The sequence below is a fragment of the Stenotrophomonas sp. SAM-B genome (assembly GCF_013387485.1).
In the GTDB taxonomy this organism is placed as follows: Bacteria; Pseudomonadota; Gammaproteobacteria; order Xanthomonadales; family Xanthomonadaceae; genus Stenotrophomonas; species Stenotrophomonas maltophilia_AA.
The window spans coordinates 15204-39933 of record NZ_JABBXB010000010.1 but is presented as its reverse complement, the minus strand read 5'-3'; the positions used below and the strand labels follow the sequence as shown (position 1 = coordinate 39933).

General features: G+C 68.3%; 25 protein-coding genes and 1 riboswitch. Of the genes, 13 read left to right on the top strand and 12 right to left on the bottom strand.

Features of this window, described 5'->3' with window-relative positions:
* The first annotated feature begins 100 nt into the window (after nucleotides 1–100).
* From msrB to HH110_RS16385, 4 genes are all read left to right on the top strand, one after another.
* Complete coding sequence (gene msrB / locus HH110_RS16400; protein ID WP_176990660.1) at nucleotides 101–607, top strand: peptide-methionine (R)-S-oxide reductase MsrB; 507 nt, start codon at nucleotides 101–103, stop codon at nucleotides 605–607.
* A gap of 36 nt (nucleotides 608–643) precedes the next feature.
* Nucleotides 644–2404 carry a cytochrome c biogenesis protein DipZ gene (locus HH110_RS16395; RefSeq protein WP_176990659.1) on the top strand — a complete coding sequence of 587 codons (1761 nt, stop codon included), beginning with the start codon at nucleotides 644–646 and terminating at the stop codon, nucleotides 2402–2404.
* A gap of 11 nt (nucleotides 2405–2415) precedes the next feature.
* Nucleotides 2416–3159, top strand: coding sequence for a peptide-methionine (S)-S-oxide reductase MsrA (msrA, locus tag HH110_RS16390; RefSeq protein WP_176990658.1), 744 nt, complete (start codon nucleotides 2416–2418; stop codon nucleotides 3157–3159).
* Between the two features lie 155 nt (nucleotides 3160–3314).
* Nucleotides 3315–4745 (top strand): PLP-dependent aminotransferase family protein, encoded by a 1431-nt coding sequence (locus HH110_RS16385; RefSeq protein WP_241696608.1) that lies wholly within the window; start codon nucleotides 3315–3317, stop codon nucleotides 4743–4745.
* A gap of 3 nt (nucleotides 4746–4748) precedes the next feature.
* Here HH110_RS16385 and bioD read toward each other — a convergent pair whose 3' ends face one another.
* On the bottom strand, nucleotides 4749–5432 hold the full coding sequence (gene bioD, locus HH110_RS16380) for a dethiobiotin synthase (protein WP_176990656.1): 684 nt from the start codon (nucleotides 5430–5432) through the stop codon (nucleotides 4749–4751).
* A gap of 119 nt (nucleotides 5433–5551) precedes the next feature.
* Between bioD and HH110_RS16375 the strand changes: the two genes are divergently transcribed.
* Nucleotides 5552–6034 carry a GAF domain-containing protein gene (locus HH110_RS16375; RefSeq protein WP_088432024.1) on the top strand — a complete coding sequence of 161 codons (483 nt, stop codon included), beginning with the start codon at nucleotides 5552–5554 and terminating at the stop codon, nucleotides 6032–6034.
* On the top strand, nucleotides 6031–6402 hold the full coding sequence (locus HH110_RS16370; protein ID WP_176990655.1) for a TfoX/Sxy family protein: 372 nt from the start codon (nucleotides 6031–6033) through the stop codon (nucleotides 6400–6402). The genes HH110_RS16375 and HH110_RS16370 overlap by 4 nt, the downstream gene beginning before the upstream one ends.
* A 37-nt stretch (nucleotides 6403–6439) precedes the next feature.
* Here HH110_RS16370 and HH110_RS16365 read toward each other — a convergent pair whose 3' ends face one another.
* Entirely contained in the window at nucleotides 6440–7018 is a 579-nt protein-coding gene (locus HH110_RS16365) for a histidine phosphatase family protein (RefSeq protein ID WP_176990654.1), read from the bottom strand.
* A 152-nt stretch (nucleotides 7019–7170) separates the two neighbouring features.
* A riboswitch (cobalamin riboswitch) is annotated at nucleotides 7171–7403 on the top strand.
* A 121-nt stretch (nucleotides 7404–7524) separates the two neighbouring features.
* On the opposite strand from HH110_RS16365, the gene btuB reads away from it, so the two are divergent.
* Nucleotides 7525–9366: a TonB-dependent vitamin B12 receptor gene (gene btuB / locus HH110_RS16360; protein ID WP_176990653.1), complete on the top strand. Its 1842-nt coding sequence runs from the start codon at nucleotides 7525–7527 to the stop codon at nucleotides 9364–9366.
* 72 nt (nucleotides 9367–9438) lie between these two features.
* On the opposite strand, the gene gph is transcribed toward btuB, so the two are convergent.
* Nucleotides 9439–10089: a phosphoglycolate phosphatase gene (gene gph / locus HH110_RS16355; RefSeq protein ID WP_176990652.1), complete on the bottom strand. Its 651-nt coding sequence runs from the start codon at nucleotides 10087–10089 to the stop codon at nucleotides 9439–9441.
* An 85-nt stretch (nucleotides 10090–10174) separates the two neighbouring features.
* Nucleotides 10175–11077 carry a LysR family transcriptional regulator gene (locus HH110_RS16350; protein WP_176990651.1) on the bottom strand — a complete coding sequence of 301 codons (903 nt, stop codon included), beginning with the start codon at nucleotides 11075–11077 and terminating at the stop codon, nucleotides 10175–10177.
* 97 nt (nucleotides 11078–11174) lie between these two features.
* On the opposite strand from HH110_RS16350, the gene HH110_RS16345 reads away from it, so the two are divergent.
* On the top strand, nucleotides 11175–11813 hold the full coding sequence (locus HH110_RS16345) for an NAD(P)-dependent oxidoreductase (RefSeq protein ID WP_176990650.1): 639 nt from the start codon (nucleotides 11175–11177) through the stop codon (nucleotides 11811–11813).
* 51 nt (nucleotides 11814–11864) lie between these two features.
* On the top strand, nucleotides 11865–12788 hold the full coding sequence (locus tag HH110_RS16340; RefSeq protein ID WP_176990649.1) for an MBL fold metallo-hydrolase: 924 nt from the start codon (nucleotides 11865–11867) through the stop codon (nucleotides 12786–12788).
* 294 nt (nucleotides 12789–13082) lie between these two features.
* On the opposite strand, the gene dinB is transcribed toward HH110_RS16340, so the two are convergent.
* A complete protein-coding gene (gene dinB, locus HH110_RS16335) occupies nucleotides 13083–14165 on the bottom strand; it encodes a DNA polymerase IV (protein ID WP_176990648.1) in 1083 nt (360 codons plus the stop codon).
* Nucleotides 14166–14396: 231 nt separating this feature from the next.
* Here dinB and fabA point away from each other — a divergent pair, with 231 nt between their 5' ends.
* A complete protein-coding gene (gene fabA, locus HH110_RS16330) occupies nucleotides 14397–14912 on the top strand; it encodes a 3-hydroxyacyl-[acyl-carrier-protein] dehydratase FabA (protein WP_070471641.1) in 516 nt (171 codons plus the stop codon).
* Complete coding sequence (gene fabB / locus HH110_RS16325; protein ID WP_176990647.1) at nucleotides 14912–16120, top strand: beta-ketoacyl-ACP synthase I; 1209 nt, start codon at nucleotides 14912–14914, stop codon at nucleotides 16118–16120. The genes fabA and fabB overlap by 1 nt, the downstream gene beginning before the upstream one ends.
* A 102-nt stretch (nucleotides 16121–16222) precedes the next feature.
* Here fabB and HH110_RS16320 read toward each other — a convergent pair whose 3' ends face one another.
* The 3 genes from HH110_RS16320 to HH110_RS16310 are packed head-to-tail and all read right to left on the bottom strand — an operon-like array spanning nucleotide 16223 to nucleotide 18734.
* Nucleotides 16223–16915 (bottom strand): HAD family phosphatase, encoded by a 693-nt coding sequence (locus HH110_RS16320; protein WP_176990646.1) that lies wholly within the window; start codon nucleotides 16913–16915, stop codon nucleotides 16223–16225.
* The gene (locus HH110_RS16315; RefSeq protein WP_176990645.1) at nucleotides 16912–17616 is read right to left on the bottom strand and encodes a pseudouridine synthase; all 705 of its coding nucleotides are present in this window, start codon (nucleotides 17614–17616) and stop codon (nucleotides 16912–16914) included. Before HH110_RS16315 ends, HH110_RS16320 begins: the two co-directional genes overlap by 4 nt.
* Complete coding sequence (locus tag HH110_RS16310) at nucleotides 17613–18734, bottom strand: class I SAM-dependent methyltransferase (RefSeq protein WP_176990644.1); 1122 nt, start codon at nucleotides 18732–18734, stop codon at nucleotides 17613–17615. The genes HH110_RS16315 and HH110_RS16310 overlap by 4 nt, the downstream gene beginning before the upstream one ends.
* 142 nt (nucleotides 18735–18876) lie before the next feature.
* On the opposite strand from HH110_RS16310, the gene HH110_RS16305 reads away from it, so the two are divergent.
* Nucleotides 18877–19140 (top strand): hypothetical protein, encoded by a 264-nt coding sequence (locus tag HH110_RS16305; protein ID WP_123731285.1) that lies wholly within the window; start codon nucleotides 18877–18879, stop codon nucleotides 19138–19140.
* 33 nt (nucleotides 19141–19173) lie between these two features.
* Here the strand turns inward: HH110_RS16305 and HH110_RS16300 are convergent, their stop codons facing one another.
* Both HH110_RS16300 and HH110_RS16295 read right to left on the bottom strand, forming a co-directional pair.
* Nucleotides 19174–19464 (bottom strand): DUF3247 family protein, encoded by a 291-nt coding sequence (locus HH110_RS16300; protein ID WP_176990643.1) that lies wholly within the window; start codon nucleotides 19462–19464, stop codon nucleotides 19174–19176.
* Nucleotides 19465–19531: 67 nt separating this feature from the next.
* Entirely contained in the window at nucleotides 19532–21532 is a 2001-nt protein-coding gene (locus tag HH110_RS16295) for an ATP-binding protein (protein ID WP_241696610.1), read from the bottom strand.
* 218 nt (nucleotides 21533–21750) lie between these two features.
* Here HH110_RS16295 and HH110_RS16290 point away from each other — a divergent pair, with 218 nt between their 5' ends.
* Nucleotides 21751–22317: a DUF3016 domain-containing protein gene (locus tag HH110_RS16290; RefSeq protein ID WP_176990642.1), complete on the top strand. Its 567-nt coding sequence runs from the start codon at nucleotides 21751–21753 to the stop codon at nucleotides 22315–22317.
* Between the two features lie 8 nt (nucleotides 22318–22325).
* Here HH110_RS16290 and alr read toward each other — a convergent pair whose 3' ends face one another.
* Both alr and HH110_RS16280 read right to left on the bottom strand, forming a co-directional pair.
* A complete protein-coding gene (alr, locus tag HH110_RS16285; RefSeq protein WP_176990641.1) occupies nucleotides 22326–23399 on the bottom strand; it encodes an alanine racemase in 1074 nt (357 codons plus the stop codon).
* Nucleotides 23378–24688, bottom strand: a complete 1311-nt coding sequence (locus HH110_RS16280; protein ID WP_176990640.1) for a D-amino acid dehydrogenase — start codon at nucleotides 24686–24688, stop codon at nucleotides 23378–23380. The genes alr and HH110_RS16280 overlap by 22 nt, the downstream gene beginning before the upstream one ends.
* Nucleotides 24689–24730: the final 42 nt, after the last annotated feature.

The window sequence follows — 24730 nt, the reverse complement described above, 5'->3', positions numbered from 1 at the left end:
GCGACCTGAATGTGTCACGGAAAATTTAACCCTGCGTGAGGATTCGTTGACCGGCCCGGGCGCAGCATGGCCGCATCGTTCCCGTGCCCGGAGATCGGCCATGCGCTACACACGTCGCAATGTGCTTGGAATGGGCGGCATGGCCGCCGCGGCAGGCCTGTTCGGACTGACCGCCTGCAGCGGGCCCGCCCCGGCTGCCCCTGCCGCGCCTGCGCGCCAGTTCGAGGTCATGCGCAGCGATGCGCAGTGGCGCGAACAGCTCACGCCTGCCCAGTACAGCGTGCTGCGCCGGCAGAGCACCGAACGGCCGTTCAGCAGCCCCCTCAACAAGGAACATCGGCGCGGCACCTTCACCTGTGCCGGGTGCGCGTTGCCGCTGTTCTCCTCCTCCACCAAGTTCGACAGCGGTACCGGCTGGCCCAGCTTCTGGGCGCCGCTGCACGATGCCGTCGGCGAAGACCGCGACACCACGCTGGGCATGGTGCGTGTCGAGGCGCACTGCCGGCGTTGCGGTGGCCACCTCGGCCACGTCTTCGATGACGGCCCGCGCCCGACCGGCCTGCGCTACTGCATGAACGGCGTGGCCATGAATTTCGTCGCGGCCTGAGCGCCGCACTTTCCCGCGTCATAGAAGGACCTCTCCATGCTTCTGCTCGTGCTGGCCTACCTCGGTGGCGTGCTCACCGTCCTCAGCCCCTGCATCCTGCCGGTGCTGCCGTTCGTGTTCGCCCGCTCGGACCGCCCCTTCCTGCGCAGCGGCCTGCCGCTGCTGATCGGCATGGCCTTGATGTTCGCCGTAGTCGCCAGCCTGGCAGCGGTGAGCAGCCAGTGGGTGGCGCAGGCCAACCAGATCGGGCGCTGGATCGCGCTGGTGGTGATGGCGGTGTTCGCGCTGGCGCTGCTGTGGCCGGCGTTGGCCGATCGGCTGCTGTCGCCGTTCCAGCGGCTGGGCGCGCGGCTGAGCGCCTCGGCCGATGCGGCCAGTGACGCGGGTCGCGGGGGCGTCGGCACCTCGCTGTTGATCGGCATCGCTACCGGCCTGCTGTGGGCGCCGTGCGCGGGTCCGATCCTCGGCCTGATCCTGACCGGTGCGGCGCTGCAGGGCGCCAGTGTCGGCACCAGCGGATTGCTGCTGGCCTACGCGCTGGGTGCGGCGACCTCGCTGGCGCTGGCGATCTGGATCGGCGGGCGCGTGTTCGCCGCGCTCAAACGCCGCCTTGGCGTGGGCGAGTGGGTGCGTCGTGGGTTGGGCATCGCGGCGTTGCTGGCGGTGGTCGCCATTGCGATGGGCTGGGATACCGGCGTGCTGACCCGGCTGTCCACGGTCAGCACCGCCAAGCTGGAACAGGGCCTGCTCGACGTGCTGCCGGCGCAGGAGCCGCCGGCCGGCGGAGCGATGATGCGCGCCGCTGCCATCACGCCCGGAGCACCGCTGCCGGTGGAAGGCACCCTGCCCTCGCTGGCCGGTGCCACCGGCTGGCTCAACAGCCCGCCGCTGGATGCGCAGGCGCTGCGCGGCAAGGTGGTGCTGGTCGATTTCTGGACGTACTCCTGCATCAACTGCCTGCGTGCCATGCCCTACGTGCGCGAGTGGGCCGAGCGCTATCGCGACCACGGGCTGGTGGTGATCGGCGTGCATGCGCCGGAGTTCGCCTTCGAGCGCAACCTGGCCAACGTGCAGCGCGCGGTGAAGGATCTGAAGGTCACCTACCCGGTGGCGATCGACAACGACTTCGCGATCTGGCGCGGCTTCAACAACAAGTACTGGCCGGCGCACTACTTCATCGATGCGCAGGGCCGGATCCGCGCGCATCACTTCGGCGAGGGCAACTACGCGCAGTCCGAGCAGATCCTCCGCCAGCTGCTGCGCGAGGCCGGCAACACACTGCCCGGTGACGATGCACCGGTGGCGATGGCGCTGGATGGCGTGGCGCGCCAAGCCGACATGGACAACCTCAAATCGCCCGAGACCTACCTCGGCCATGCGCGCGCCGAGAACTTCGCTTCGCCCGGTGGGCAGCGCCACGATCAACCCGCCGACTACACCGTGCCCACCACGCTGCAGCACAACCAGTGGGCGCTGGCCGGACGCTGGACCGTGGGCAACGAAGATGCCCGGATGGAAGCGCCCGGTGGCCGCATCGCCTTCCGCTTCCATGCCCGCGACCTGCACCTGGTGCTGGCCCCGAGCGAAGACGGCAGACCGGTGCGCTTCCGCGTGCGCATCGACGGCCAGCCGCCGGGCGCCGCGGCCGGCGGGGACGTCTCGGCCGACGGTGAGGGCCGGGTCGATGAGAACCGTCTGTATCAGCTGATCCGCCAGTCCGGCGCCGTGCAGGAGCGCACCTTCGAGATCGAGTTCCTCGATCCGGGCGTGCACGCCTACGCCTTTACGTTTGGGTGAGGAGCCATCGCATGAAAATCGCAGTCGACAAACTCGTGGCCGGCGGCATCGCTGTCGCCATCGCCGCACTCACCGTCAGCGTGGTGGTGGGTCTTGATCGGCCGGCACATGCTGCCGCGGCCACCACGACGGTGGCCGTCCCGGCGCCCACCGGCACCGCGGACCTGCGCCAGCCCGGGGTGAAGCGCGCCCAGGTGGTGTTCGCCGGCGGCTGCTTCTGGGGCGTGCAGGGCGTGTTCCAGCACATCAAGGGCGTGGACAACGCGCTCTCCGGCTACATCGGCGGCAGCGCGGCGAACGCGACCTATCCGCGCGTCGGCAGCGGCGGCACCGGTCATGCCGAGGCGGTGCAGGTTACCTACGATCCCGCACAGGTGAGCTACGGCCAGTTGATGCAGGTGTTCTTCTCCGTTGCCCACGACCCGACCCAGCTCAACCGGCAGGGCCCGGACCGCGGCACCCAGTACCGCTCGGCGGTGTATGCCGACGACGCGGCCCAGCGGGGTGCGACCCGCGCCTACATTGCCCAGCTGCAGCAGGCCAAGGCCTACGCCGCGCCGGTGGTGACCCAGGTCGAAGGCGGCAAACCGTTCTTCGCCGCCGAGGGCTACCACCAGAACTACCTCACGCTGCATCCGGAATCGCTGTACATCCGGATCAACGACCTGCCCAAGGTCGTCGCGCTGAAACAGCAGTTCCCGGCGCTGTACCGTGAGCAGCCGCGCCTGGTGAGCACCACCATTTCAGCGCGCTGACCGCGCGGGAAACACAAGAAAAGACGCACGGCACACAAGATCCTGCCGTGCGTGGGGGAAGTCTGGAAGCGCATGGTAGGCTGGCGCCGGACGCGGATACAGATGCAGATGACTGGCATCCGCACGGTTACAGATTTCCATGGATGCAGCTGCCGATGGCGACCAACCTCTACCAGTCCCTGGCCGATGAAATGGCCGATGCGATCCGCAGCGGACGGCTGCCGGTCGGCACCCGCCTGCCATCGCTGCGCGGCCTGGCGACGCAGCGCAGCCTCAGCCTCAACACGGTGATCGCCGCGTATCGGCAGCTCGAGGATGCCGGGCTGGTGTTGCCACGGCCCAAGGCCGGCTTCGTTGTCAGCCCGCGCCTGCCGGAACCGACGCAGTCACTGCGGCAGGCGCCCTCGCCGCCGACCGCCCCCGCACAGCAGGCGATGATGGCGCGCGTGCTGGCCGCGCAGCAGCAGCCGGGCATCGTCGACCTGGCCTTCGCCGGGCCGCGCGGCAAGCGCTTCTATCCCGGTGCGCAGCTGGCCCGCAGCACCGCGCAGGTGCTGCGCCGCGCGGCCACCACCGTGGAAACCTATGCCCGCCCGAATGGCGCGGCACGCCTGCTGGCGCAGATCGTGCAGCGTGGGCCGCGGCTGGGGCTGCACACCACCACCGACCGGCTGGTGCTCACCCATGGCGCCATGGAAGCGCTGCAGCTCGCGCTGCGTGTGGTAACGAAGCCCGGCGATGCGGTCGCGATCGAAGCGCCCTCGTACTTCAACATCTACCCGCTGCTGCGCAGCCTCGGCCTGCGCGCGATCGAACTGCCGACCCACCCGCGCGACGGGCTCGACCTGGACGCGCTGGAAGCGCTGCTGGACGCCGGCGGCATCGCCGCGATCATGGCCATGCCGACCGTGCACAATCCGCTCGGCGGCAGCATGCCGGTGCCGAACAAGCAGCGCCTGGCCGCGCTGGTGAACCACTACCAGGTGCCGTTGATCGAAGACGCGGTGTACGCCGAACTGCAGTTCAAGGAGCCGCTGGAGCCGCTTGCCAAGTGTTTCGACCGCGAGGGCTGGATCATGGTCTGCAGCGGATTCTCGAAAACGCTCGCGCCGGACTACCGCATCGGCTGGCTCGACGGCGGACGCTTCGCCGCCGATATCCAACTGCTCAAGTTCCACTCCTCGGGCGCGGAATCGCGCCTGCTCGGGGATGCGGTGGCCGCGTTCCTGGAGGCCGGCAACTACGAGCATCACCTGCGTGGGTTGCGCCGGCTCTACAGCGATCAGGTCAGCCACGTGCGCGGCCTGATCGCGCAGCATTTCCCGCCGGGCACGTCGGCCACCCAGCCGACCGGCGGCTTCCTGCTGTGGGTAGAGCTGCCCGCGGCGATCGATGCCGGGGAGCTGTTCGAGCAGGCGCTGGCCGAGGGCGTGGTGTTCATGCCGGGCCAGGTGTACTCGCGCGGTGCGCGCTACCGGCATTGCCTGCGTCTGTCCTGCTGCCAGGAGCTGGACGAGCGGTTCACCGGCGCCATCGCCACGGTCGGTCGGTTGGCCACGGCGCTGCTGACCCGCGCGGACGGCTGACGCTCAGAACACCAGACGGTCGGCCAGGCTGGCCGGGTCCGCGCCCGGCGCATACGGCAGCCGCCCCCAGCACGGCATCGACAGCCGCGCGGTGAGCAGCGCGACGTTCTCATCCCGTCGTGCCATGGTCGGATCCACCTCGTTGGCGATCCAGCCGATGCAGCGCGCGCCCTGGGCCGCGATCGCGTCGGCGGTGAGCCGCGCGTGGTTGAGGCAGCCCAGGCGCAGGCCGACCACCATCACCACCGGCAACTCCAGTGCATGCACCAGGTCGCCTTGGTCCAGCGTGGCCGACAGCGGCGCCAGCCAGCCACCCACACCCTCGACCACCACCGTATCGGCGCTGGCGCGCAGGCGTGCGAACGCCGCTTCGATCGGGGCCAGCGACAGCTGCACGCCCGCCTCCGCGGCGGCGATCTCCGGGGCCAACGGCTGCTCCAGCGCGAACGGATTGAGGTCGTCGTATGCCGGCGCCGGCACGCTGGCCGCCAGCAGGGCGGTGGCATCCTCGTTGCGCAGGCCCTCGGGCGTGCGCTCGCAGCCGCTGGCGACCGGCTTCATGCCCACGGCGGTGCCGCCGTGACGGCGCAGGGCATGCAGCAGTACGCAGCTGCTGAAGGTCTTGCCGATGCCGGTATCGGTACCGGTGACGAACAGGGCGGCAGGGCGCGGCGCAGGCAGGGACATGGGGGGCGACCGGAAGCGGAAACGCGCCATTATCCGCCGTCCCGGCAGCGCCGCCACGCGGTCCGCTGCGTTCCGTCGGGCCCGGCGCAGACGGGCGTGCAGCTTGGTAGACTGCGGCCATGTTCGATACTTCCACGCTCACCGGCAGCAAGCCGGAACAGTACGGCCAGCTGCTGGCCCAGGCCCGCGCCCTGGTGCACGGCGAGCGCGACCGCATCGCCAATGCGGCCAACCTGTCGGCGCTGGTCTACCACGCCCTGCCGCACCTGAACTGGGTGGGCTTCTACTTCTTCGACGGCAAGGAACTGGTCGTCGGCCCGTTCCAGGGCCTGCCGGCCTGCGTCCGCATTCCGCTCGACAAGGGCGTGTGTGGCGCCGCGGCCTCGCAGCGCGTGACCCAGCGCATCGAAGACGTCGACGCGTTCCCGGGCCACATTGCCTGCGACTCGGCCTCGCGCTCGGAACTGGTCGTGCCGCTGGTCCACAACGGTGACCTGGTCGGCGTGTTCGATCTGGACAGTCCCTCGCTGGCACGCTTCGATGCCGAGGACCAGGCCGGTCTGGAAGCGATCGCCGCCGTGTTCGTCGAGGCCCTGGGATGAGTGGCGTCAAGCTGCGCAACATCGGCCCGAAGAGCGCAGCCTGGCTGCGTCAGGTCGGTCTGCGTACGCCGGAAGACCTGGTGGCGGTCGGTGCGGTCGGTGCCTTCGTCAAGGTGCGCCGCGCCGGCTTCAAGCCCAGCTTGAACCTGCTCTACTCGCTGGAAGGCGCGCTGCAGGACTGCCACTGGCAGGAACTGCCGGAAGCACGCCGCACTGTGCTGGTGGCCGAGTACGAAGCGATCATCGCCGACCAGCCGCTGAAGAAGGCCCCCCCGGCCTCCGGTCCGGTCTATGACCGCACGGTGGAGCATCGCGACGATGACGGCGACGAAGCACCGCCGTTCGAGGTCGACGACGACAACCGCTGATCCGCGGGCACCGATACACCGTCGGTACCCGCGTGCTTCACACCTGCTGCAGCTCCAGCAGTTCGCCCCACAGCTGATCATCCTCGCGCTCCACGCGCAGACGTACGCGTGTGCCGTGATCGATGCGCAGCGCCCAGCACATGGCCATCGGCAGACCGCACACCTGCGACAGCACCATCCGCAGCGGCCCGCCATGACTGACGATCAGGGTCGGCACCGGGTCCGGGTCATCCAGCAACCGATGCAGGCCGCGCACGATGCGACGCTCGAAATGGCCCCAGCTTTCCCCGTGCGGCGGCGGATTGGCGTGCGGGTCCAGATGGAAGGCCGACAGCGCGTCCATCGGCAGCGCCTCCAGTGCAAGGCCATCCCAGTCGCCGAAGTCGAGTTCCTCCCATTCTTCGTCGACCTCCACGTCCACCGCGTGGAGAGCGGCCAGCGCCTCGGCGCTCGAGCGTGCACGCTGCCGTGGCGAGGACAGCACACGCTGCCAGGACAGCCCGGCATAGCGCGCGCACAAAGCCTCGGTCGCGCCGTCGTGCAGCGGCGGATCGGTGCGGCCATCCAGGTGATCGTCGCGGCCGGTGCTGGCGTGGCGGATCAGGTCAAGGATCATGCCAGGCCCCGTCTGCTACCCGCTGCGGTCGGCCAGTGCGGGTCACGGGCGTCGGTGCCGGGGTGCTGCAACCACGTTGGGGTCATGGAGATCACATCGAAAAAGCGAGGCGCATTCTAACCGGTGCGCTCCACCGGCCCGGCCGATGGCTTAGACTGCGCCCACTTTCAGGTGACCCGGGGCTGCAAGGCCGCCAGGTTGAAACGGGAAGCCGGTGACGCGTCAGGCCCTGTGCCACGCCGCCACTCCGGCGCTGCCCCCGCAACGGTAAGCGTGGAAACACCAGGCACTACGCCACTGTGCTCCGGCATGGGAAGGCGCTTGGCACGATGGCACCGCCATCGACCCGCGAGCCCGGAGACCGGCCTGGAAGACGACTGGTTGCGATGCGGCGGGCATGGCGGCGGCAAGCCGGCGCCTGCGCGCCCGCCCACCGTCGATATCCCCTGCAGCGCGATCATCCCCACCCCTTGCCGCGCGGGCGTGCGCGGTGCATGGAGTCATCGATGAAGCTGCAAACCCGCGTTCTTTCCCTGGCCGTGCTGTCGGCCCTGCCCCTGCTGGCGTCCGCACAGGACGAAGCCACCGCACTGGACCAGGTGCTGGTCACCGCCACCCGCACCCCGATCGCCCTGCAGGACAGCATCTCGCCGGCACAGGTGATCGACCGCGCCGAGATCGAGCGCAGCCAGGCGCCGTCGCTGCAGGATCTGCTGCGCGGCCGTGCCGGCATCAACCTCAACAACAGCGGTGGCCTGGGCAAGCAGAGCTCGCTGTTCCTGCGCGGCACCAATTCGGCCCACACCCTGGTGCTGGTCGATGGCGTGCGCATCAACACCGGCGACCTCGGCCTGGCTATGATCCAGGACCTCCCGCTGGCGCAGATCGAGCGCATCGAAATCGTGCGGGGTCCGCAGTCCAGTCTGTACGGCGCCGATGCGATTGGTGGCGTGATCCAGATCTTCACCCGTCGCAACGCCGGCCAGTTCGCGCCGCACCTGCAGCTCGGTGGGGGCAGCAATGGCCTGCGTGAAGCCAGCGGCGGTTTCGGCGGCAGTGGCGCGCGTGGCTGGCTCGGCACCGACATCGCCTACCAGCACACCGATGGCATCAACGCCTGCCGCGGCTCGGTGTCGCCGTTCGCCGGGTGCGGCGCCGATGAGCCCGACCGCGACGGCTACCGCAACCTGTCGATGAGCCTGCGCGGTGGCTATGCGCTGACCGACACGCTGAGCCTGGAAGGCACCGCGCTGCGCGCCGAAGGCGAGAACCATTACGACGGTTACTACAATTACTCCGAGACCCTGCAGCAGGTGCTCGGCGGCAAGCTGCGCTACACGCCCAGCGAGCGCTTCAACCTGACCGTGAATGTCGGCCGCGCCGACAACGAATCGGACAACTTCAACGGCGACGCCTGGCTGGGCAACGCGCAGACCCATCGCGACAGCGCCTCGGTGCAGGCCGATATCGGCATCGCCGAGGGCCAGCTGCTGAGCGCCGGCGTGGACTGGAGCCAGGACAACCTGGACGGCAGCAGTGCCGGTTACCTGGTCGACAGCCGCGACAACACCGGCGTGTTCGTGCAGTACCAGGGTCGCTTCGGCGCACACCACCTGCAGGCCAGCGTGCGCAACGACGACAACGAGCAGTTCGGCAACCACACCACCGGCAGCCTCGGCTGGGGCCTGGAGCTGGGCAGCGGGTTCCGCCTCAACGCCAGCTACGGCACCGCGTTCAAGGCGCCGACCTTCAGCGACCTCTACGACCCGTGGAGCGGCGTGCCGACCCTGGATCCGGAGAAGTCCAAGAGCGCGAACGTCGGCATCGCCCAGCAGGGCGACGGCTGGCGCTGGGGCCTGGACGTGTACGAAACCCGCATCGATGACCTGATCACCTACGACGCGACCACCTTCATGATGTCGCAGGTCGAAAAGGCCCGCATCCGCGGTGCCGAACTGACCGGCGCGATCACCGTCGCCGGGTTCGACCTCAACGCACAGCTCAGCCACACCGACCCGCGCAACCGCACCGACGGCAGCGCGCAGTTCGACAACTGGCTGGCCCGCCGCGCACAGAACACCGCGCGTCTGGACGTGGATCGCCGCTTCGGTGACTTCCGCGCCGGCCTCACCGCCAACGGCGCCGGCAAGCGCTACGACGACGCGGCCAACACCGTGCGCCTGGGTGGCTACGGCACCCTCGACCTGCGCCTGGAATACGCCCTGACCCGCGACTGGTCGGTGCTGGGTCGGGTCAGCAACGTGTTCGATCGCGACTACGAAACGGTTGCCTGGTACAACCAGCCCGGCCGCGAATACCGCCTGAGCGTGCGTTACCAGCCGAAATAAGGCATCCGGACGGCGGCACCGCCGCCGTCCCCAGGTAGGTGCCGACCGTTGGTCGGCACACGCCTTGATGCGTCACAGCACCAGCAGTTCCCGCAGATCATCCACCACGGCAATCGCCTCGACGGTGTCCAGATCCAGCCCGCGCGGATACCCATAACGCACCAGCGCCACCGGCATGCCGGCATCCACGGCCGCCCGGTAATCCGTGATCGAATCGCCCACCATCAACGCTGCCTCGACGGCCACGCCGAACTGCGCGGCGATGTGCCGCAATGGCGAACCACTAGGCTTGCGCTCCGGCAAGGAATCCCCGCCCAGCACCAGCGCGAATGCGTCCTGCAGACCGAAGTGCTGCAGCAACGGCGCCACCAGCGCGGACGGCTTGTTGGTGCAGATCGCCAGCGTCACCGAACGTGCGCGCAAAGCGCCCAACGTTTCGCTCACACCATCGAACAGACGCGGGCTGCGCAACAGGCACGCTTCGTAGTGCCGCATGAAACCCGGCATCACCTTATCCAGATCGATATCACTGCCGGCTGCGGTAAACGCCTGCTCGACCAGCCGTCGCACGCCATCCCCGATCCACGTCAACACCGTCGCCTCCGGCACGCGCGGCAACTGCCAGTCCTGCAGCGTGCGGTTGAGCGCTTCGGCGATATCGGCAGCGCTGTCCACCAGCGTGCCATCCAGATCGAACACCACCAACGGATACGGATAGGACAAGACGACACTCACTTCAACGACGTGGGGAGGCCATTGTAAGGTCGCCCCTGCACGTTCCAGCTCATGCGCCGTTGACGTCCGGCGCTCAGAGCGACGCCAGGAACCGTGGACTGCTGAACCGCTCCACCAGGAAATCCAGGAAGCTGCGCATGATCGTCGGCAACTGCCGGCGAGACGCATACACCGCGTGGATGCCCAGCCCTTCAACCTCGTAATCGGGCAGCACTTCGATCAGTTCGCCACTGCGCAGCAACGGGGCGATCTGGTACGTGGGCAGCATCGCGATACCCGCACCGGCGCGCACCGCTTCGAGCAGCAGCGACGCTTCATTGGCGCTGATGTTGCCCCCCACCGCCACCGCGATCTTCCGTCCCTCGCGCTGCAGATGCCACACGCTCTTGCCGACGTAGTGATGGGTCAGGCAATTGTGCGCGGCCAGTGCGTCGGCCGTGGTCGGCGTGCCGCGCTCGGCCAGGTACGCCGGCGCCGCGCACAGCACCGAACGGCACGGCGCCAACGGCCGCGCGATCAGGCTCGGATCGATCGCGCGCGAGATGCGCACGGCGATATCCACGCGCTCTTCGACCAGGTTCACCACCCGATCGACGAGGAGCAGTTCCACCCGCGTCAGCGGATGCCGTTTGACGAACTCCGCCACCGCCGCAGCCAGGTGGATCTGCCCGAACGAGACACTCGCGGTGACCCGCAGCAGCCCGTGCGGCTCGGGGTTGTCGGTGGCCAGCTCACCGCGCAGCTCATCGCCGATCGCCAGCATCTGGCGGAAGCGCAGCAGCGCCGCCTCGCCCGGCCCGGTCAGGCTGATCCGGCGCGTGGTCCGGTGGAGCAACCGCGCGCCCAGCCAGCGCTCCACCTCGGCCAGATAGCGCGTCACCATCGCCCGCGACATCTCCAGCGCCTCGGCCGCCGCCGTCAGACTGCCGCGCTCGGCGACCTCGATGAACACATTCATGGCGGTCATCCGGTCCATTTGATCGATCCGTGCAACAAATTAGGCCGTTATACGCGGTTTTTCGTTCGATTCCAGAGGCATACGCTGGCCTTCCTTCCTCAAACGGACCTCCCCCATGAAAATCGCTCTCGTTGGTGCGACCGGCAACATCGGCCGTGAAATCGCCCGCCAGGCCCTCGCCCGCGGCCATCAGGTCACCGCCATCGTGCGCCGCGAGACCGACCTCCCGGCTGAACTGGACGGCGCCCAGCTGGCCGTGGCCGCGCTGGATGACACCGACGCGCTGGCCGCCGTGATCGCCGGCCATGACGTCCTGGCCAGCGCCTTCGGCCCGCGCCCGGGCGATGCCCCCGCCACGGTGACCACCACCAGTGCCGCGCTGGTCGCCGCTGCGCGCCAGGCCGGCGTGCCCCGCTTCATCATGGTCGGTGGCGCCGGCAGCCTGGAAGTTGCCCCCGGCGTGCAGCTGGTGGACACCGAGGGCTTCCCGGACGCCTACAAGCCGGTCGCCCTGGCCGCCCGCGAGACGCTGACGCAGCTGCGCGCCGTCGACGACCTCGACTGGACCTTCTACTCCCCCGCCGCCGAAATCGGCCCGGGCCCGCAGCGCGGCGGCTTCCGCACCCAGGCCAGGAACTTCCTGGTCGGCGATGACGGCCACAGCCGGATCAGCTACGCCGACTACGCCGACGCCTTCGTCAGCGAGATCGAGACCCCGCAGTACCTCCGCCAGATCGCCACCGTCGCGTACTGAGCCCTGCCCGCCCCGGCGATCCCCGCCGGGGCCCTGGATGGAACCCACCGCATGTCCATGCTCTCCCGCGCCCCTCTCGCCCTCAGCCTGGCCCTGATCACCGGCCTCACCGCCCTCGCGCCCGCCAGCAGCCACGCCCGCCCGGCCGCGATCGCCCCGGCGCAGGCCGCTCCCCTCGCGGTGCAGCCCTACCACCCCGGCGACGACGCCCTGTTCGCCGTCTCGTCGACCCTGATCACCGGCCGCCACGACGCCATCCTCGTCGACGCACAGTTCGCCGCCACCGATGCCGCGCAACTCGTCCAGCGCATCCGTGATTCCGGCAAACGGCTGACCACGATCTACATCAGCCACGGCGACCCCGACTACTACTTCGGCCTGGCCACCCTGCAGGACGCCTTCCCCGGCGCCCGCATCCTCGCCACCCCCGCGACAGTCGCCCATATCAACGCCACCCAGGCCGCCAAACTCGCGTACTGGGGCCCGCAGATGGGCGCAGGCAAACCGACCCGCATCGTCATCCCCCGGCCCCTCGACGGCGACACCCTCACCCTCGAAGGCCAACCGATCAAGATCATCGGCCTCACCGGCCCCACCCCGGACCGCACCGTCCTGTGGATCCCCACCCTCCACACCGTCCTAGGCGGCATCCCGGTCGTCGCCGGCGAACACGTCTGGATGGCCGACACCCAGAGCGCGCAATCACACGCGCACTGGCTGCAGACCCTCGCCACCATCAAGGCCCTGAACCCCACCCGCGTCATCCCCGGCCATTACGCAGCAGGTGCCCCCCTCGACATCAGCGCAGTGGATTTCACCGCCGACTACATCCGCGCCTTCGACGAAGAAACCGCACGCAGCAACGACGCCAACGCACTGATCGCCGCAATGAAAAAGCGCTATCCAAACCTGGCTGGCGAGAGTTCATTGGAACTGAGCGCGAAAGTAGCCAAGGGCGAAATGCAGTGGCCGTAACGATGCGGACGTAAGGCAAAGCGATGTCGATTTTCCATGCGCACCGACCCAGTGTCGGAGGGACGGCGCGGGTGGGGTATCGGGACCGTGTGTTGCCATGGATGGCAACACACGAGCCTACATGGACGTACTTGCGGCGGGTCCCGATACCCCACCCGCGTCGTCCCAAGCCCTCACCACGCAGATACCAGCGCCTTAGCAGTTGATCTTGATCTTGATGTTGCTGTCGCCGTTGCCGTCAACACTTAGACAGCTCAAGAAACACGGCAAAAAACACGGACGAATACCGCCCAGCTACACATCACCAAGGTGATCAAACAACCCCGGCTGGCGCACCATCTCCCGCTCCCGGAAGCCCCCCAACCCCCCCCCCCCCAACCGATACCGCGTCTCCAACGGCAACTCCACCCGCGCCCGCAACCCCAACGCAATCTCCCGCAACTCCTCCAACGAATCCGGCGGCGACTCCGGCGTAAAACTGCGCGTAATGATCCGGAACTGCGACGTCTTCAACTTCAACACCACCGTGTGCCCCACCCGGTCCGTCTTCCGCGTCGCCTGCCAGGTCTTCTCCGCCAACTGCACGATCGCCGGCGCCAGATCCTCCAGCAGCAGATCCTCCGCGAACGTATCCTCCGACGAAATCGACTGCACCGGCTGATCCGGCTCCACCGGCCGCTCATCCACGCCCCGCGCACGATTGAACAACCGTGCCCCGAACGTCCCGAACCGCGCCTCCAGTTCCTCCAGCGGCACCGTACGCAGATCGCCCACCGTCGCCACGCCCAGCTCCGCCAGCTTCGCCGCCATCACCTTGCCCACGCCCGGCACACGGTTCACCGGCAATGGCGTCAGGAACTGCTCGATGCGATGCGGCGGCACCACGAACTGACCATCCGGCTTGCGCCAATCCGACGCGATCTTCGCCAGGAACTTGTTCGGCGCGATCCCCGCCGAGGCCGTCAACTGCGTCTCCTCGCGGATCTGCGCACGGATGATCTGCGCGATCTCCGTCGCCACCGTCATCCCGCCCTTGTGCTCGGTCACATCCAGATACGCCTCATCCAGCGACAGCGGCTCCACCAGGTCCGTATGCCGCAGGAAAATCTCGCGCACCTGGCGTGAGACCGCCTTGTAGCGCACGAAATCCGGCGGCACGAATACCGCATCCGGGCACAGCCGCTCCGCACGCACCGCCGGCATCGCCGAACGCACCCCGAACACCCGTGCCTCGTAAGACGCCGCGCAGACGACCGAGCGCATTCCCCGCCACGCCACCACCACCGGCTTGCCCCGCAAGGAAGGGTCGTCACGCTGCTCCACGGACGCGTAGAACGCGTCCATGTCGACGTGAATGATCTTGCGGGGGCGGGACACGGGCGTCGGCACTCGGATTCAGATGAACAAGATTACAGCCACACGCCGCAGTATGGTTGTTGGATAACAACGACATGCGTTTTTGAACCTGAAAACACTACGGCGGCGTACGGTTAAAACGTTTGATTGAATCACTTTTTCTCATGCACTCTTGAGCACTTGCTTCATGCAAGAGCAGTCGACCTGTGGTCGGCTCACCCCGATGACAACTTCTTCAGGATTGCGTTTTCCATGACTCGTCTCAACGCGTTCTCGCGCGACCAGCTGCTGGCCAGCGCCCGCGGTGAACTGTTCGGCCCGGGCAGCGGCCGCCTGCCCAACGATCCGATGCTGATGTTCGATCGCATCACCGACATCCGCGAGGACGGCGGTCCCCATGGCAAAGGCATGGTACGCGCGGAACTGGATATCCGCCCTGACCTGTGGTTCTTCGACTGTCACTTCCTCGGCGACCCGGTCATGCCCGGCTGCCTCGGCCTGGATGCCATGTGGCAGCTGACCGGCTTCTTCCTGACCTGGATCGGTGCGCCCGGCCGTGGCCGCGCCCTGGGCTGCGGCGAAGTCAAATTCACCGGCCAGGTGCTGCCGAGCGCCAAGCGCGTCACCTACGAAATCGACATCTCGCGCGTCATCAACCGCAAGCTGGTGATGGCACAGTCCGATGCCCGCATGCTGGTGGACGGTCGCGAAATCTATTCTGCCAAGGACCTGCGTGTAGGTCTGTTCACTTCCACTGAGAACTTCTGATGCGTCGCGTCGTCATTACCGGAATGGGCATCACTTCGTGCCTGGGCAACGATCTGGACACCGTGTCCTCGGCACTGCGTGAAGGCCGCGCCGGCATCCGCCACCTGCCCGATCACGCCGAAGCCGGCCTGCGCAGCCACGTGGGCGGCAACATCGAGCTGGACCTGGACGCGCAGATCGACCGCAAGGTGAAGCGCTTCATGAGCGATGCCTCGGCCTACGCCTACATCGCCATGCGCGACGCCATCGCCGACGCCGGCCTGGATGAAGCACAGGTCGCCAATCCGCGTACCGGCCTGATCGCCGGCTCCGGCGGTGGCTCCAGCCAGTGGCAGGTGGAATCGGCCGACATTCTGCGTGCGCGTGGCGTGCGCAAGGTCGGCCCGTACATGGTGCCGCGCACGATGTGCTCCACGGTATCGGCCTGCCTGGCCACCGCGTTCCAGATCAAGGGCCTGAGCTACTCGCTGTCGGCCGCCTGCGCCACCTCGGCGCATTGCATCGGCGCCGCCGCGGACCTGATCCGTCATGGCGCGCAGGACGTGATGTTCGCCGGTGGCGGTGAAGACCTGCACTGGTCGATGAGCGTGATGTTCGATGCGATGGGCGCGCTGTCGACCCGTTTCAACGAGACCCCCGCCTCGGCCTCGCGCCCGTACGACAAGGACCGCGACGGCTTCGTCATCGCCGGTGGCGGCGGCATGCTGGTGCTGGAAGACTACGACCACGCCGTGGCCCGTGGTGCGCGCATCTATGCCGAGCTGGTCGGCTACGGTGTCACCTCCGATGGTGCCGACATGGTCGCCCCGTCCGGTGAAGGCGCGGTGCGCTGCATGAACATGGCGATGGAGCACATCACCGCCCCGATCGACTACCTCAACACGCACGGCACCTCGACCCCGCTGGGCGACGTCACCGAGCTGAAGGCCGTCCGTGAAGTGTTCGGCGAGAGCATTCCGCCGCTGTCCTCGACCAAGGCGCTGTCCGGCCACTCGCTGGGCGCGGCAAGCGTGCACGAAGCGATCTACTGCCTGCTGATGATGCGCGACGGCTTCATCGCCGGCTCGGCCAACATCGGCGAGCTGGACCCGCTGGTGGAAGGCTTCCCGATCGTGCAGCAGACCCAGCCGGCACAGCTGAACACGGTGATGTCCAACAGCTTCGGCTTTGGCGGCACGAATGCGGCGCTGGTGTTCAGTCGGATCTGATCGCAGCTGCGACGTACACGAAAAAGCCCGGCCATGTGCCGGGCTTTTTCGTGGTGAACCCGATCAATGCCGGTGTGCCGGCGAGCCGAACCCTGCGGGACGTTACCGCGCGCCGGTCACCGGCAACAACGGCACCAGCAACTGCCGCGCATCCAGCAACGAATCGACGATGCGATGCCCCAGCGCGCGCAGTTCCTCGTCCGGATGCACCAGGTCCGGCACCTGGATCGCGGTCATGCCCGCCCCCACCGCCGCGCGGATGCCGGCGGGGGAATCCTCCAGCGCCAGGCAGCGCGCCGGGTCCTTGCCCAGCTTCTGCGCCGCCAGCAGGTAGATATCCGGGGCCGGCTTGGGATGCGACACGTCGCTGCTGGTCACCACCACCTCGAAGAACGGCAGCAGCCCGGCCGCCGCCAGCTTGCGCGAGGCACGCGGCTGCCGCGTCGAGGTCGCCACCGCACGCGGAATGCCGTGTTCGTGCAGCAGCTGCAGGATCTCCACGATGCCCGGACGCAGCGGCAGCCCCTGCTGCGTACGCGCCTCGTACAGGTCATGACAGCGCGCGAACAGCGCAGCGACCTGCGCGGCATTCACCGTCTGCAGCAGCAGGCGTTCGCAATCGCGATCGCCCAGGCCCACCATGCGCAGCCAGAACCCCTCCGGGAACGGCAGCGCCAGTTCCTGCGCCGCCTGCGACCAGCACGCGACCGAGACCCGCTCGCTGTCGATCATCAGGCCGTCCATGTCGAAGATGACGGCGTCAGGCAGGAATGGCAGCGCGGCGAAGGCGGTCATGGGACGTTGAACAGCGTCTCGAGATCGGCCGCATCCAGCATGCGCCACTCGCCTTCCGGCAGCCCGCCGAGCGACAGCCCGCCGATGCGGCTGCGATGCAGTGCCTCGACGTGGTTGCCGACCGCCGCGAACATGCGGCGGGCCTGGTGGTAGCGGCCTTCATGCAGCACCAGCTGCGCCTGGCGCGGCCCGTTGACGTGCAGCTCGGCCGGCAGCAGCGGCTTGTCATCCGATTCCAGCAGCAGCGTGCCGCTGGCGAAGCGCGCGGTTTCATCGCCGCGCAGGTCTTCGGCCAGGGTGACCTCGTAGGCCTTGTCCAGGCGCGACTTCGGCGACACGATCCGGTGCAGCAGCGCGCCGTCGTCGGTCATCAGCAGCATCCCGCTGGTATCGCGGTCCAGCCGCCCCACCGAGGACAGCACCGGCGCACGGTCGCGATAGCGCGGCGGCAGCAGGTCGTAGATCAGCCGGCCCTTGTCCTTGGTCGAGCAGGTATAGCCGCGCGGTTTGTGCAGCAGCAGGGTCAGGCCCTGCGGCGGGTCCAGCGGCTCGCCCTCGACCCGGATCGCCTCATGCGCGACCGCGTCGTCGGCGTACAGCACCTCGCCCTCGGCATCGGTGATCAGGCCGGCGCGGAACATCCCCTGCACCTGCTTGCGGCTGCCATAGCCGAGGTTGGCCAACAGCTTGACCAGCTTCATGCGCGGCCTCCGCGGCCCCACTTCGGCTCGGTGCTGCGCGGCGTCCGGACCGGCGTGGCGTTCTTGCTGGCCTTGGTCGCTTCGATCAGCTTGAAGCCATCGCGCTCGGCGGCCACGCGGACCTGGCCGAAGCTCTCGTTGAGGATCTGCTCGTACGGCAGGTGGCGGTTGGCCACCAGCCACATCCGGCCGCCCGGGCGCAGCGCCTGCGCGGCCACGGCGATGAAGCGCTGGCCGATGTCGGGACGGTCGGCGCGGGACGGGGTGTGGAACGGCGGGTTGGTCACGATGAAGTCGTACTCGCCGTCGATCCCGGCGGTGACGTCCTGCCAGTGGTAGGCCAGCGCCGCCGGCTTGCCGAGCGCGCCGAGGTTCTCGCGGGCCAGCGCCAGCGCGCGGCCTTCGGCCTCGTACAGGTCCAGCGCAGTCACGTTCGGGCAGCGCGCCAGCACTTCGGCGGACAGATAGCCGAAGCCGGCGCCCAGGTCGGCGCCACGGCCGGCCAGATCGGCCGGCAGCTGCTCGACCAGCAGGGCCGAGGCCGGGTCGATGCGGTCCCAGGCGAAGATGCCCGGGCGGCTCTGGAAGCGGCCGCCCAGGATCGCGCGCGGCGCGTCCAGCGACGCCCAGCGCTGCGCCAGCGCGGCGTCGTGCTGGCCGTTGAGCGGGGCGGTCCAGTAGGCGCGGCAGTGGTTCTTGGTCAGCTTGCCACCCAGGCCGGCCAGCTGCTGCAGGTCGCCTTCGCCGGAGCGCGCCCCTTCGTTGTTGTGCTGGCAGGCCACCACGATGCCGCCCGGGGCGGCCAGGGCCAGCGCGCGGGCGAACAGGGCCTTGGCTTCCTCACGCTGGCGCGGCGGCAGCACCAGCACCACCGCGTAGCGGGTGGCATCGGTGGCCAGCTGCTGTTCGTCGCGCACCGTCCAGCCACTGGCTTCCAGCGCATCGGCGAACGGGCGGAAGCTCTGCTCGCAGACCAGCTGGGCCGGCTGGGCGTGCTCGCGCAGCGGGGCGCCATCGCGGGCGCGCAGGAACAGCACGGGGCCGGCGGGCCAGGACAGCACGCCACTGGCGAACGGCAGGAACAGGGTTTCCAGGGGAGCGTCGTGCTGGGCAGCCATGCGGGGGGCACATCTTGAAAGAGGCCGCCATTCTACCGGTTCGCCCCGCCCCACCCGGATTTGCGTTTATTCAACGTCCTGTTGATGCCCTGACAACATCCAAACCGGCAGGGTGGAGCCTCACTTCCCGTGGAGATGGCTCATGCGTGCATTGTTCGTCGGTGGCGTAGTCGACAACAGCGAGATGGACATGGAGGGCAGCCAACCACCGGTGCATTACCCCGAAGACACTGGCGGCGGCCATTCGCGCTACCGGCTCCACCAGGTCGGCAAAACGGCCGACGGCAGCGTGGCCTATGCGGTCTATGGCGCCCCGGACCTGGCCGATGAAGAAGTGGCCCGGATTGCCGATGAGCGGGCCTACGCGCGCCGTTTCGAGGCCGAACCCAGCGAATTCATCCACTGATCCCGTCTCTGGCGGCGCGCCTGCCCACCGCGATCACTCGCGGTAGGGCAGCTGCCGGATGGCCTTGATCTGGTCCAGCCACACCACGTGCTGCTGCACCGGGGTGTCCAGATCGTCCAGCCGCAGCTGGCCATTGCTGCCTTCGTTCTCCTCGGCGTCGCGGTACTGCTGCAGCGTCGGCTGCACGGCAACGGTGCCGAGCAGGCGGCTGCCATCGTCAAGCGTGAGTTCGACCTGGGTCTGGCCATGCAGCTGCGGCAGCAGCGCTTCCAGAGCCGCGATGGCGGCCGGATCGGTGTGGATGCGGGGGGCGTAACGGGACATGGCAACTCCTGTGGCGTACGCCTCAGTGTGCCCGTGGCGGCGTCAACACACCGCCAACGGCGGACGCTCAGCGCCCGCCAAGCACGCCGCGCACAGCGGCGACCAGCTGGGCCACCGAATACGGCTTGGCCACATGTTCCTGGAAGCCCGAGGCGAGCGCGCGCTTGCGATCGTCGGCACGCGCCAGCGCGGTCACCGCCACGGCCGGCAGCGCGTCGGGTTCCACCCCCATGTTGTCGCGCAGCGTGCGGACCAACCCGTAGCCATCCATGCCCGGCATGCCGATGTCGGTCAGCAGCGCGTCGATGCCCTCATGCCCGTTCTCGTTGAGCAGGGCCAGCGCTTCCCCGGCCGAGGAGGCCGTGGTGACCGAGGCACCCTGTTCCTCCAGCAGCCGCCGCAGGTACTCCAGCACTTCGGGCTGGTCTTCCACGGCCAGCAGGTGCAGGCCCTTGAGCGGATACGGTTCGATGATCTGCTCGGTGATCGGGCCACTGAACACTTCGCGAAGCGGACGACCGTCAGCCTGTGGCTGATAGCGCGGCAGGCGCACGTTGAAGCTCGCCCCCTGCCCGTGGCCCTCGCTGCTGGCCGCGACCACGCCGCCATGCAGTTCGACCAGCTGCTGCACGATCGCCAGCCCCAGCCCCAAGCCGCCGTGGCGGCGCGTGGTGGTGCCGTCGGCCTGGCGGAAGCGGCTGAACAGATGGCGCAGGAATTCCGGTGCGATACCGTCGCCGGAATCGGTCACGGTGATCGACCACTGCCCGCCGTCGGCGGCCAGTGTCAGAATCACGCGCCCTTCGGCGGGGGTGAACTTGATCGCGTTGGAGAGCAGGTTCCACAGCACCTGCTGCAGGCGCGTGGCATCGCCGAGCACCAGGCAGGGCTCGTCGGGCATCACCAGTTCCATCGACAGCGCTTTGCCTTCGGCGACCAGCTCCTGCGCGCGCATCGCTTCTTCCAGCTGCGCACGCAGATCCAGCATCTCCACTTCCAGCTGGACCTTGCCCAGCAGCATGCTGCTCAGGTCCAGCATGTCCGAGATCAGGCGTTTCTGCGCCATCGCACTGTTGGCGATCACACCCAGTCCCTTGTACATCGGGCTGGTGTTGTCGATGCGCTGCAGCAGCAGTTCGCTCCAGCCCAGGATGGTGGTCAGCGGGGTGCGCAGCTCGTGCGACAGCGTGGCCAGGAACTCATCCTTCAAGCGCGCCATGTTTTCGGCAGCGCTGCGTGCGGCACGCTCGGACTGCAGCAGTTCCTCGCGCGCCATTTCGATCTCGCGGCGCTCGGTCACGTCCGGACTGCTGCCGGCAAGGCCGATGAAACGGCCCATCCGCGAGAAGCGCGGACGCGCATTCATTTCCAGCCAGCGCCACTGGCCATCGGCGCGGCGGCCGCGGACCAGCGCGTGCATGGAGCGCTGCGACTTCAGCGCTTCCTGCAGTTCGTAATCGAACACCGAGGCATCATCGGGATGCACCAGCCCACGCCAGACATCATCCGGCACGCGCTGCTCATCTCCGCCGAAGAACTCACTGAAGGCGCTGTTGACGAAGCGCGAATGGCCACGCTCATCCAGCACCCAGACCGGCATCGGCAGGCCATCGGCCAGCGCACTGAAGCGCGCCTCGCTTTCGGCCAGCTCCACTTCGATGTGCTTGCGGTTGGTGATGTCGAAGAACACCACGGCCACCAGATGCTCGCCGGGCTCGCCCACCCTGACCGCCTCGACCGAGTACCACCGGTTCAAGGCGCGTGCTTCCATCTCGAACTGCCTGGCCTGGCCGCTCAGTGCCACCTCGCCATAGACACGGTACCAATCCTGCTCATGCCCGGGCTGCAGGCTGCTCATCCGCTGGCCACAGGCGTTGTCGAGCCCGGTGTTACGGGCAAACGCCTCGTTTACCTCGACGAACCGGTAATCCACGCCGACACCCGCGTCATCGAAGATCACTTCGATGATGCAGAACCCCGCATTCAGGCGTTCAAGTACCGTGCGATACAGGGCCGGATCCGGCGATGAAGCCAGGAAAGAGGCGCGTTCCAACGTCGAAGTGGGCAGGCTGGGCAAGGGCTTCAATGAGGCAACTGGCGAAACAGAGGAGGACAGGATCGGCCAACGCGCGTATTCGCAGCGTCAAGCGCCGAGGGTCGGGGGCGGGCCTGGGTGAATTGGCGCCAACCGCAGAGGCGGAGCATACACGCCTGCATTGTGGGCCACCCGGATCGGGATCACACTGGGCACCTGATCCCACTTGTGATCGCGACCCAGGAGTTGTCATGAACCGCACATCCCTGATCGCCGGCGCGCTGGCTGGCCTGCTGCTCGTCGGCAGTGCCTCCGCCGCCCCGCGTACCGTGACCGACCCGCAGGCCCCGCGCGCGCTCCAGGCCGATGGCCCGGTCCAGGTGACCTGGACCGACCCGGCGCAGTTCACCGAGATCCGCCAGAGCAACAACCGCTTCGAAGCCGAACGCGGCGACTGGGTGCAGCAGCTGGCCAAGTACGTCCAGACCACCGCCGGCAAGGAGCTGCAGCCTGGCCAGACGCTGGACGTGACGTTTACCGACATCAAACGCGCCGGCGATTACGAGCCGTGGCACGGCCCGCGCTCCAACGACATCCGGGTGATGCGCGACATCTATCCGCCGCGCGTGTCGCTGACCTACACCCTCAAGGATGCGCAGGGCCAGGTGATCGGCGAAGGGGAGCGCAAGCTGCAGGACACCGGCTACCTGCACAACATCGGCCGGCAGAGCGACACCGATCCGCTGCGCTACGAGAAGCGCCTGCTGGATGACTGGATCCGGCGCGAGCTGCGCAACCAGGCCACCGCCAGCACCTGAGCCCTCCCTCAGCCGCCCAGGTACTCGCGCACGACCCGCTTCACGCCGCACGGCAGCTGGTAGGCACTGACGCCGCACAGCGGTGCCAGCGCCTCGATGCGCGGGGCATCGCCCCACAGCGTCACCGTGCTGCCGATACCGGCCTGCGGCAGGTGGGTGAGGTCGACGGTGAGCATGTCCATCGAGACCCGACCGATCACGATGCCGGGCTGCTCATCGATGCGCACGGGCGTGCCGTTCGGCGCGAACTGCGGGTAACCATCGGCATAGCCGAGGGCGACCACGCCGACCCGGGTCGGCCGCTGCGCGACGAACCGCGCGCCGTAGCCGACCGGCTCGCCCACCGCGATATCGCGCACCGCGAAGATTTTCGAGCGCATGGTCATGACCGGGCGCAGGCGCTGGGTCAGCGCGGTATGCGCGGGCATCGGGTTGATCCCGTACAACATCAGGCCCGGACGGACCCAGTCGCTGCGCACGTCCGGCCAGCCCAGCAGCGCGGGCGAATTGCACAGGCTGGTCTGCCCGGCCAGACCCTCGATGGCGGCGGCAAACACGTCGGCCTGCTCGCGGGTGCGCGGGCTGTCCAGTTCGTCGGCACGCGCCATGTGGGTCATCAGCACCATCGGCCCGACATGCGCCAGCGTGCTCAGCGTGGCATGCGCGGCGCGGAACTCGTCCGGCCACAGGCCCAGGCGATGCATGCCGCTGTCCAGCTTCAACCACACGGTAAGCGTGGCGGTGGTCTGGAACGCGGCGACCGCCTCGACCTGCCACGGCGCGCCGACCGCGAACCACAGATCGTGTTCGACGATCAACGGCAGCTCGTCAGCGTCGAAGAAGCCTTCCAGCAAGAGGATCGGACCGGTGATGCCGGCCGCCCGCAGTTCCAGCGCTTCCTCGATGCAGGCCACGCCGAACGCATCGGCCTCGGCCTGCAGCGCACGGGCGCAGCGCACCGCACCGTGCCCGTAGGCATCGGCCTTGATCACTGCAACGGCCTTGCCGCCCCCCAGTTCGCGTGCCAGCCGGTAGTTGCCGCGCAGCGCGTCCAGATCAATCAACGCACGGGCTGGGCGCATGAACTCGACTCACGGTGACGGACGGACGCGGCGTGGTGGGTGTAACGGAAGATATCCAGGCCTTCGGTGCTGATCTGCGGCTGGCGGGCATCCATCAGGTCGGCAAGGTAGCGGCCGGAGCCGCACGCCATGGTCCAGCCCAGGGTGCCGTGGCCGGTATTGAGGAACAGGTTGCGATACGGCGTGGCGCCGACCACCGGCGTGCCATCCGGCGTGGCCGGGCGCAGGCCGGTCCAGAACTCGGCGCGCGACAGATCGCCGCCGTGCGGGTACAGATCGCGCACGACCTTCTCGAGCGTGGCGCGGCGGCGCGGCGAGAGGGACAGGTCGAACCCGCCCACTTCGGCCATGCCACCCACGCGGATGCGGTCGTCGAAGCGGGTCACGGCCACCTTGTAGCTTTCGTCCAGGATGGTCGAGGTCGGGGCCATCGCCGGGTCGGTGATCGGCAGCGTCAGCGAGTAACCCTTGAGCGGGTACACGGGCAGCTGCATGCCCAGCGGCGCGACCAGCGACGGCGAATAGCTGCCCAGCGCGACCACGTAGTGATCGGCGGTTTCCAGCTTGCCGTCGATGCGCACACCGGTAATGCGGTCGCCGTCGCTCTGCAGGCCGGCGATGTCCTGGTCGAAGCGGAATTCGACCCCGGCATCGACACACATCTGCGCCAGGCGGCGGGTGAATAGCTGGCAGTCGCCGGTCTGGTCGCGCGGCAGGCGCAGCGCGCCGACGAGCTTGTCGGCCACGCCGGCCAGGGCCGGTTCGTGGGCGATGATGCCGTCGCGGTCGAGCACCTGATAGGGCACGCCGTACTGCGCCAGCACCTCGATGTCCTGCGCGGAGGCATCCAGCTGCTGCTGGGTACGGAACAGCTGGGTGGTGCCCAGGTCGCGGCCTTCGAACTCGATACCGGTCTCGCGGCGGAGTTCGTTGAGGCAATCGCGGCTGTACTCGGACATGCGCACCATGCGCGCCTTGTTGATCGCGTAGCGCTCGTGCGTGCAGTTGCGCAGCATCTGCGCCAGCCAGCGGTACTGGTGCCAATCCAGGCCCGGGCGGATCGCCAGCGGCGCGTGTTCGGAGAACAGCCACTTGACCGCCTTGAGCGGCACGCCCGGGGCCGCCCACGGCGAGGTGTAGCCGAACGACAGCTGGCCTGCATTGGCGAAACTGGTTTCCAGCGCCGGACCGGGCTGGCGGTCGACGACCGTGACTTCAAACCCGGCCTGCCGCAGGTACCAGGCACTGGTCGTGCCGATCACACCGCTGCCAAGGACTAGAACGCGCATGACACCTCTCCAACCCGATCATTCCCTGCGCAGGAGCACGCC

Coding starts and splice junctions, on each gene's coding strand:
- msrB (WP_176990660.1), top strand. CDS start 101: ATGCGCTACACACGTCGCAATGTGCTTGGAATGGGCGGCATGGCCGCC.
- HH110_RS16395 (WP_176990659.1), top strand. CDS start 644: ATGCTTCTGCTCGTGCTGGCCTACCTCGGTGGCGTGCTCACCGTCCTC.
- msrA (WP_176990658.1), top strand. CDS start 2,416: ATGAAAATCGCAGTCGACAAACTCGTGGCCGGCGGCATCGCTGTCGCC.
- HH110_RS16385 (WP_241696608.1), top strand. CDS start 3,315: ATGGCGACCAACCTCTACCAGTCCCTGGCCGATGAAATGGCCGATGCG.
- bioD (WP_176990656.1), bottom strand. CDS start 5,432: ATGTCCCTGCCTGCGCCGCGCCCTGCCGCCCTGTTCGTCACCGGTACC.
- HH110_RS16375 (WP_088432024.1), top strand. CDS start 5,552: ATGTTCGATACTTCCACGCTCACCGGCAGCAAGCCGGAACAGTACGGC.
- HH110_RS16370 (WP_176990655.1), top strand. CDS start 6,031: ATGAGTGGCGTCAAGCTGCGCAACATCGGCCCGAAGAGCGCAGCCTGG.
- HH110_RS16365 (WP_176990654.1), bottom strand. CDS start 7,018: ATGATCCTTGACCTGATCCGCCACGCCAGCACCGGCCGCGACGATCAC.
- btuB (WP_176990653.1), top strand. CDS start 7,525: ATGAAGCTGCAAACCCGCGTTCTTTCCCTGGCCGTGCTGTCGGCCCTG.
- HH110_RS16350 (WP_176990651.1), bottom strand. CDS start 11,077: ATGGACCGGATGACCGCCATGAATGTGTTCATCGAGGTCGCCGAGCGC.
- HH110_RS16345 (WP_176990650.1), top strand. CDS start 11,175: ATGAAAATCGCTCTCGTTGGTGCGACCGGCAACATCGGCCGTGAAATC.
- HH110_RS16340 (WP_176990649.1), top strand. CDS start 11,865: ATGTCCATGCTCTCCCGCGCCCCTCTCGCCCTCAGCCTGGCCCTGATC.
- fabA (WP_070471641.1), top strand. CDS start 14,397: ATGACTCGTCTCAACGCGTTCTCGCGCGACCAGCTGCTGGCCAGCGCC.
- fabB (WP_176990647.1), top strand. CDS start 14,912: ATGCGTCGCGTCGTCATTACCGGAATGGGCATCACTTCGTGCCTGGGC.
- HH110_RS16320 (WP_176990646.1), bottom strand. CDS start 16,915: ATGACCGCCTTCGCCGCGCTGCCATTCCTGCCTGACGCCGTCATCTTC.
- HH110_RS16315 (WP_176990645.1), bottom strand. CDS start 17,616: ATGAAGCTGGTCAAGCTGTTGGCCAACCTCGGCTATGGCAGCCGCAAG.
- HH110_RS16310 (WP_176990644.1), bottom strand. CDS start 18,734: ATGGCTGCCCAGCACGACGCTCCCCTGGAAACCCTGTTCCTGCCGTTC.
- HH110_RS16305 (WP_123731285.1), top strand. CDS start 18,877: ATGCGTGCATTGTTCGTCGGTGGCGTAGTCGACAACAGCGAGATGGAC.
- HH110_RS16300 (WP_176990643.1), bottom strand. CDS start 19,464: ATGTCCCGTTACGCCCCCCGCATCCACACCGATCCGGCCGCCATCGCG.
- HH110_RS16290 (WP_176990642.1), top strand. CDS start 21,751: ATGAACCGCACATCCCTGATCGCCGGCGCGCTGGCTGGCCTGCTGCTC.
- alr (WP_176990641.1), bottom strand. CDS start 23,399: ATGCGCCCAGCCCGTGCGTTGATTGATCTGGACGCGCTGCGCGGCAAC.
- HH110_RS16280 (WP_176990640.1), bottom strand. CDS start 24,688: ATGCGCGTTCTAGTCCTTGGCAGCGGTGTGATCGGCACGACCAGTGCC.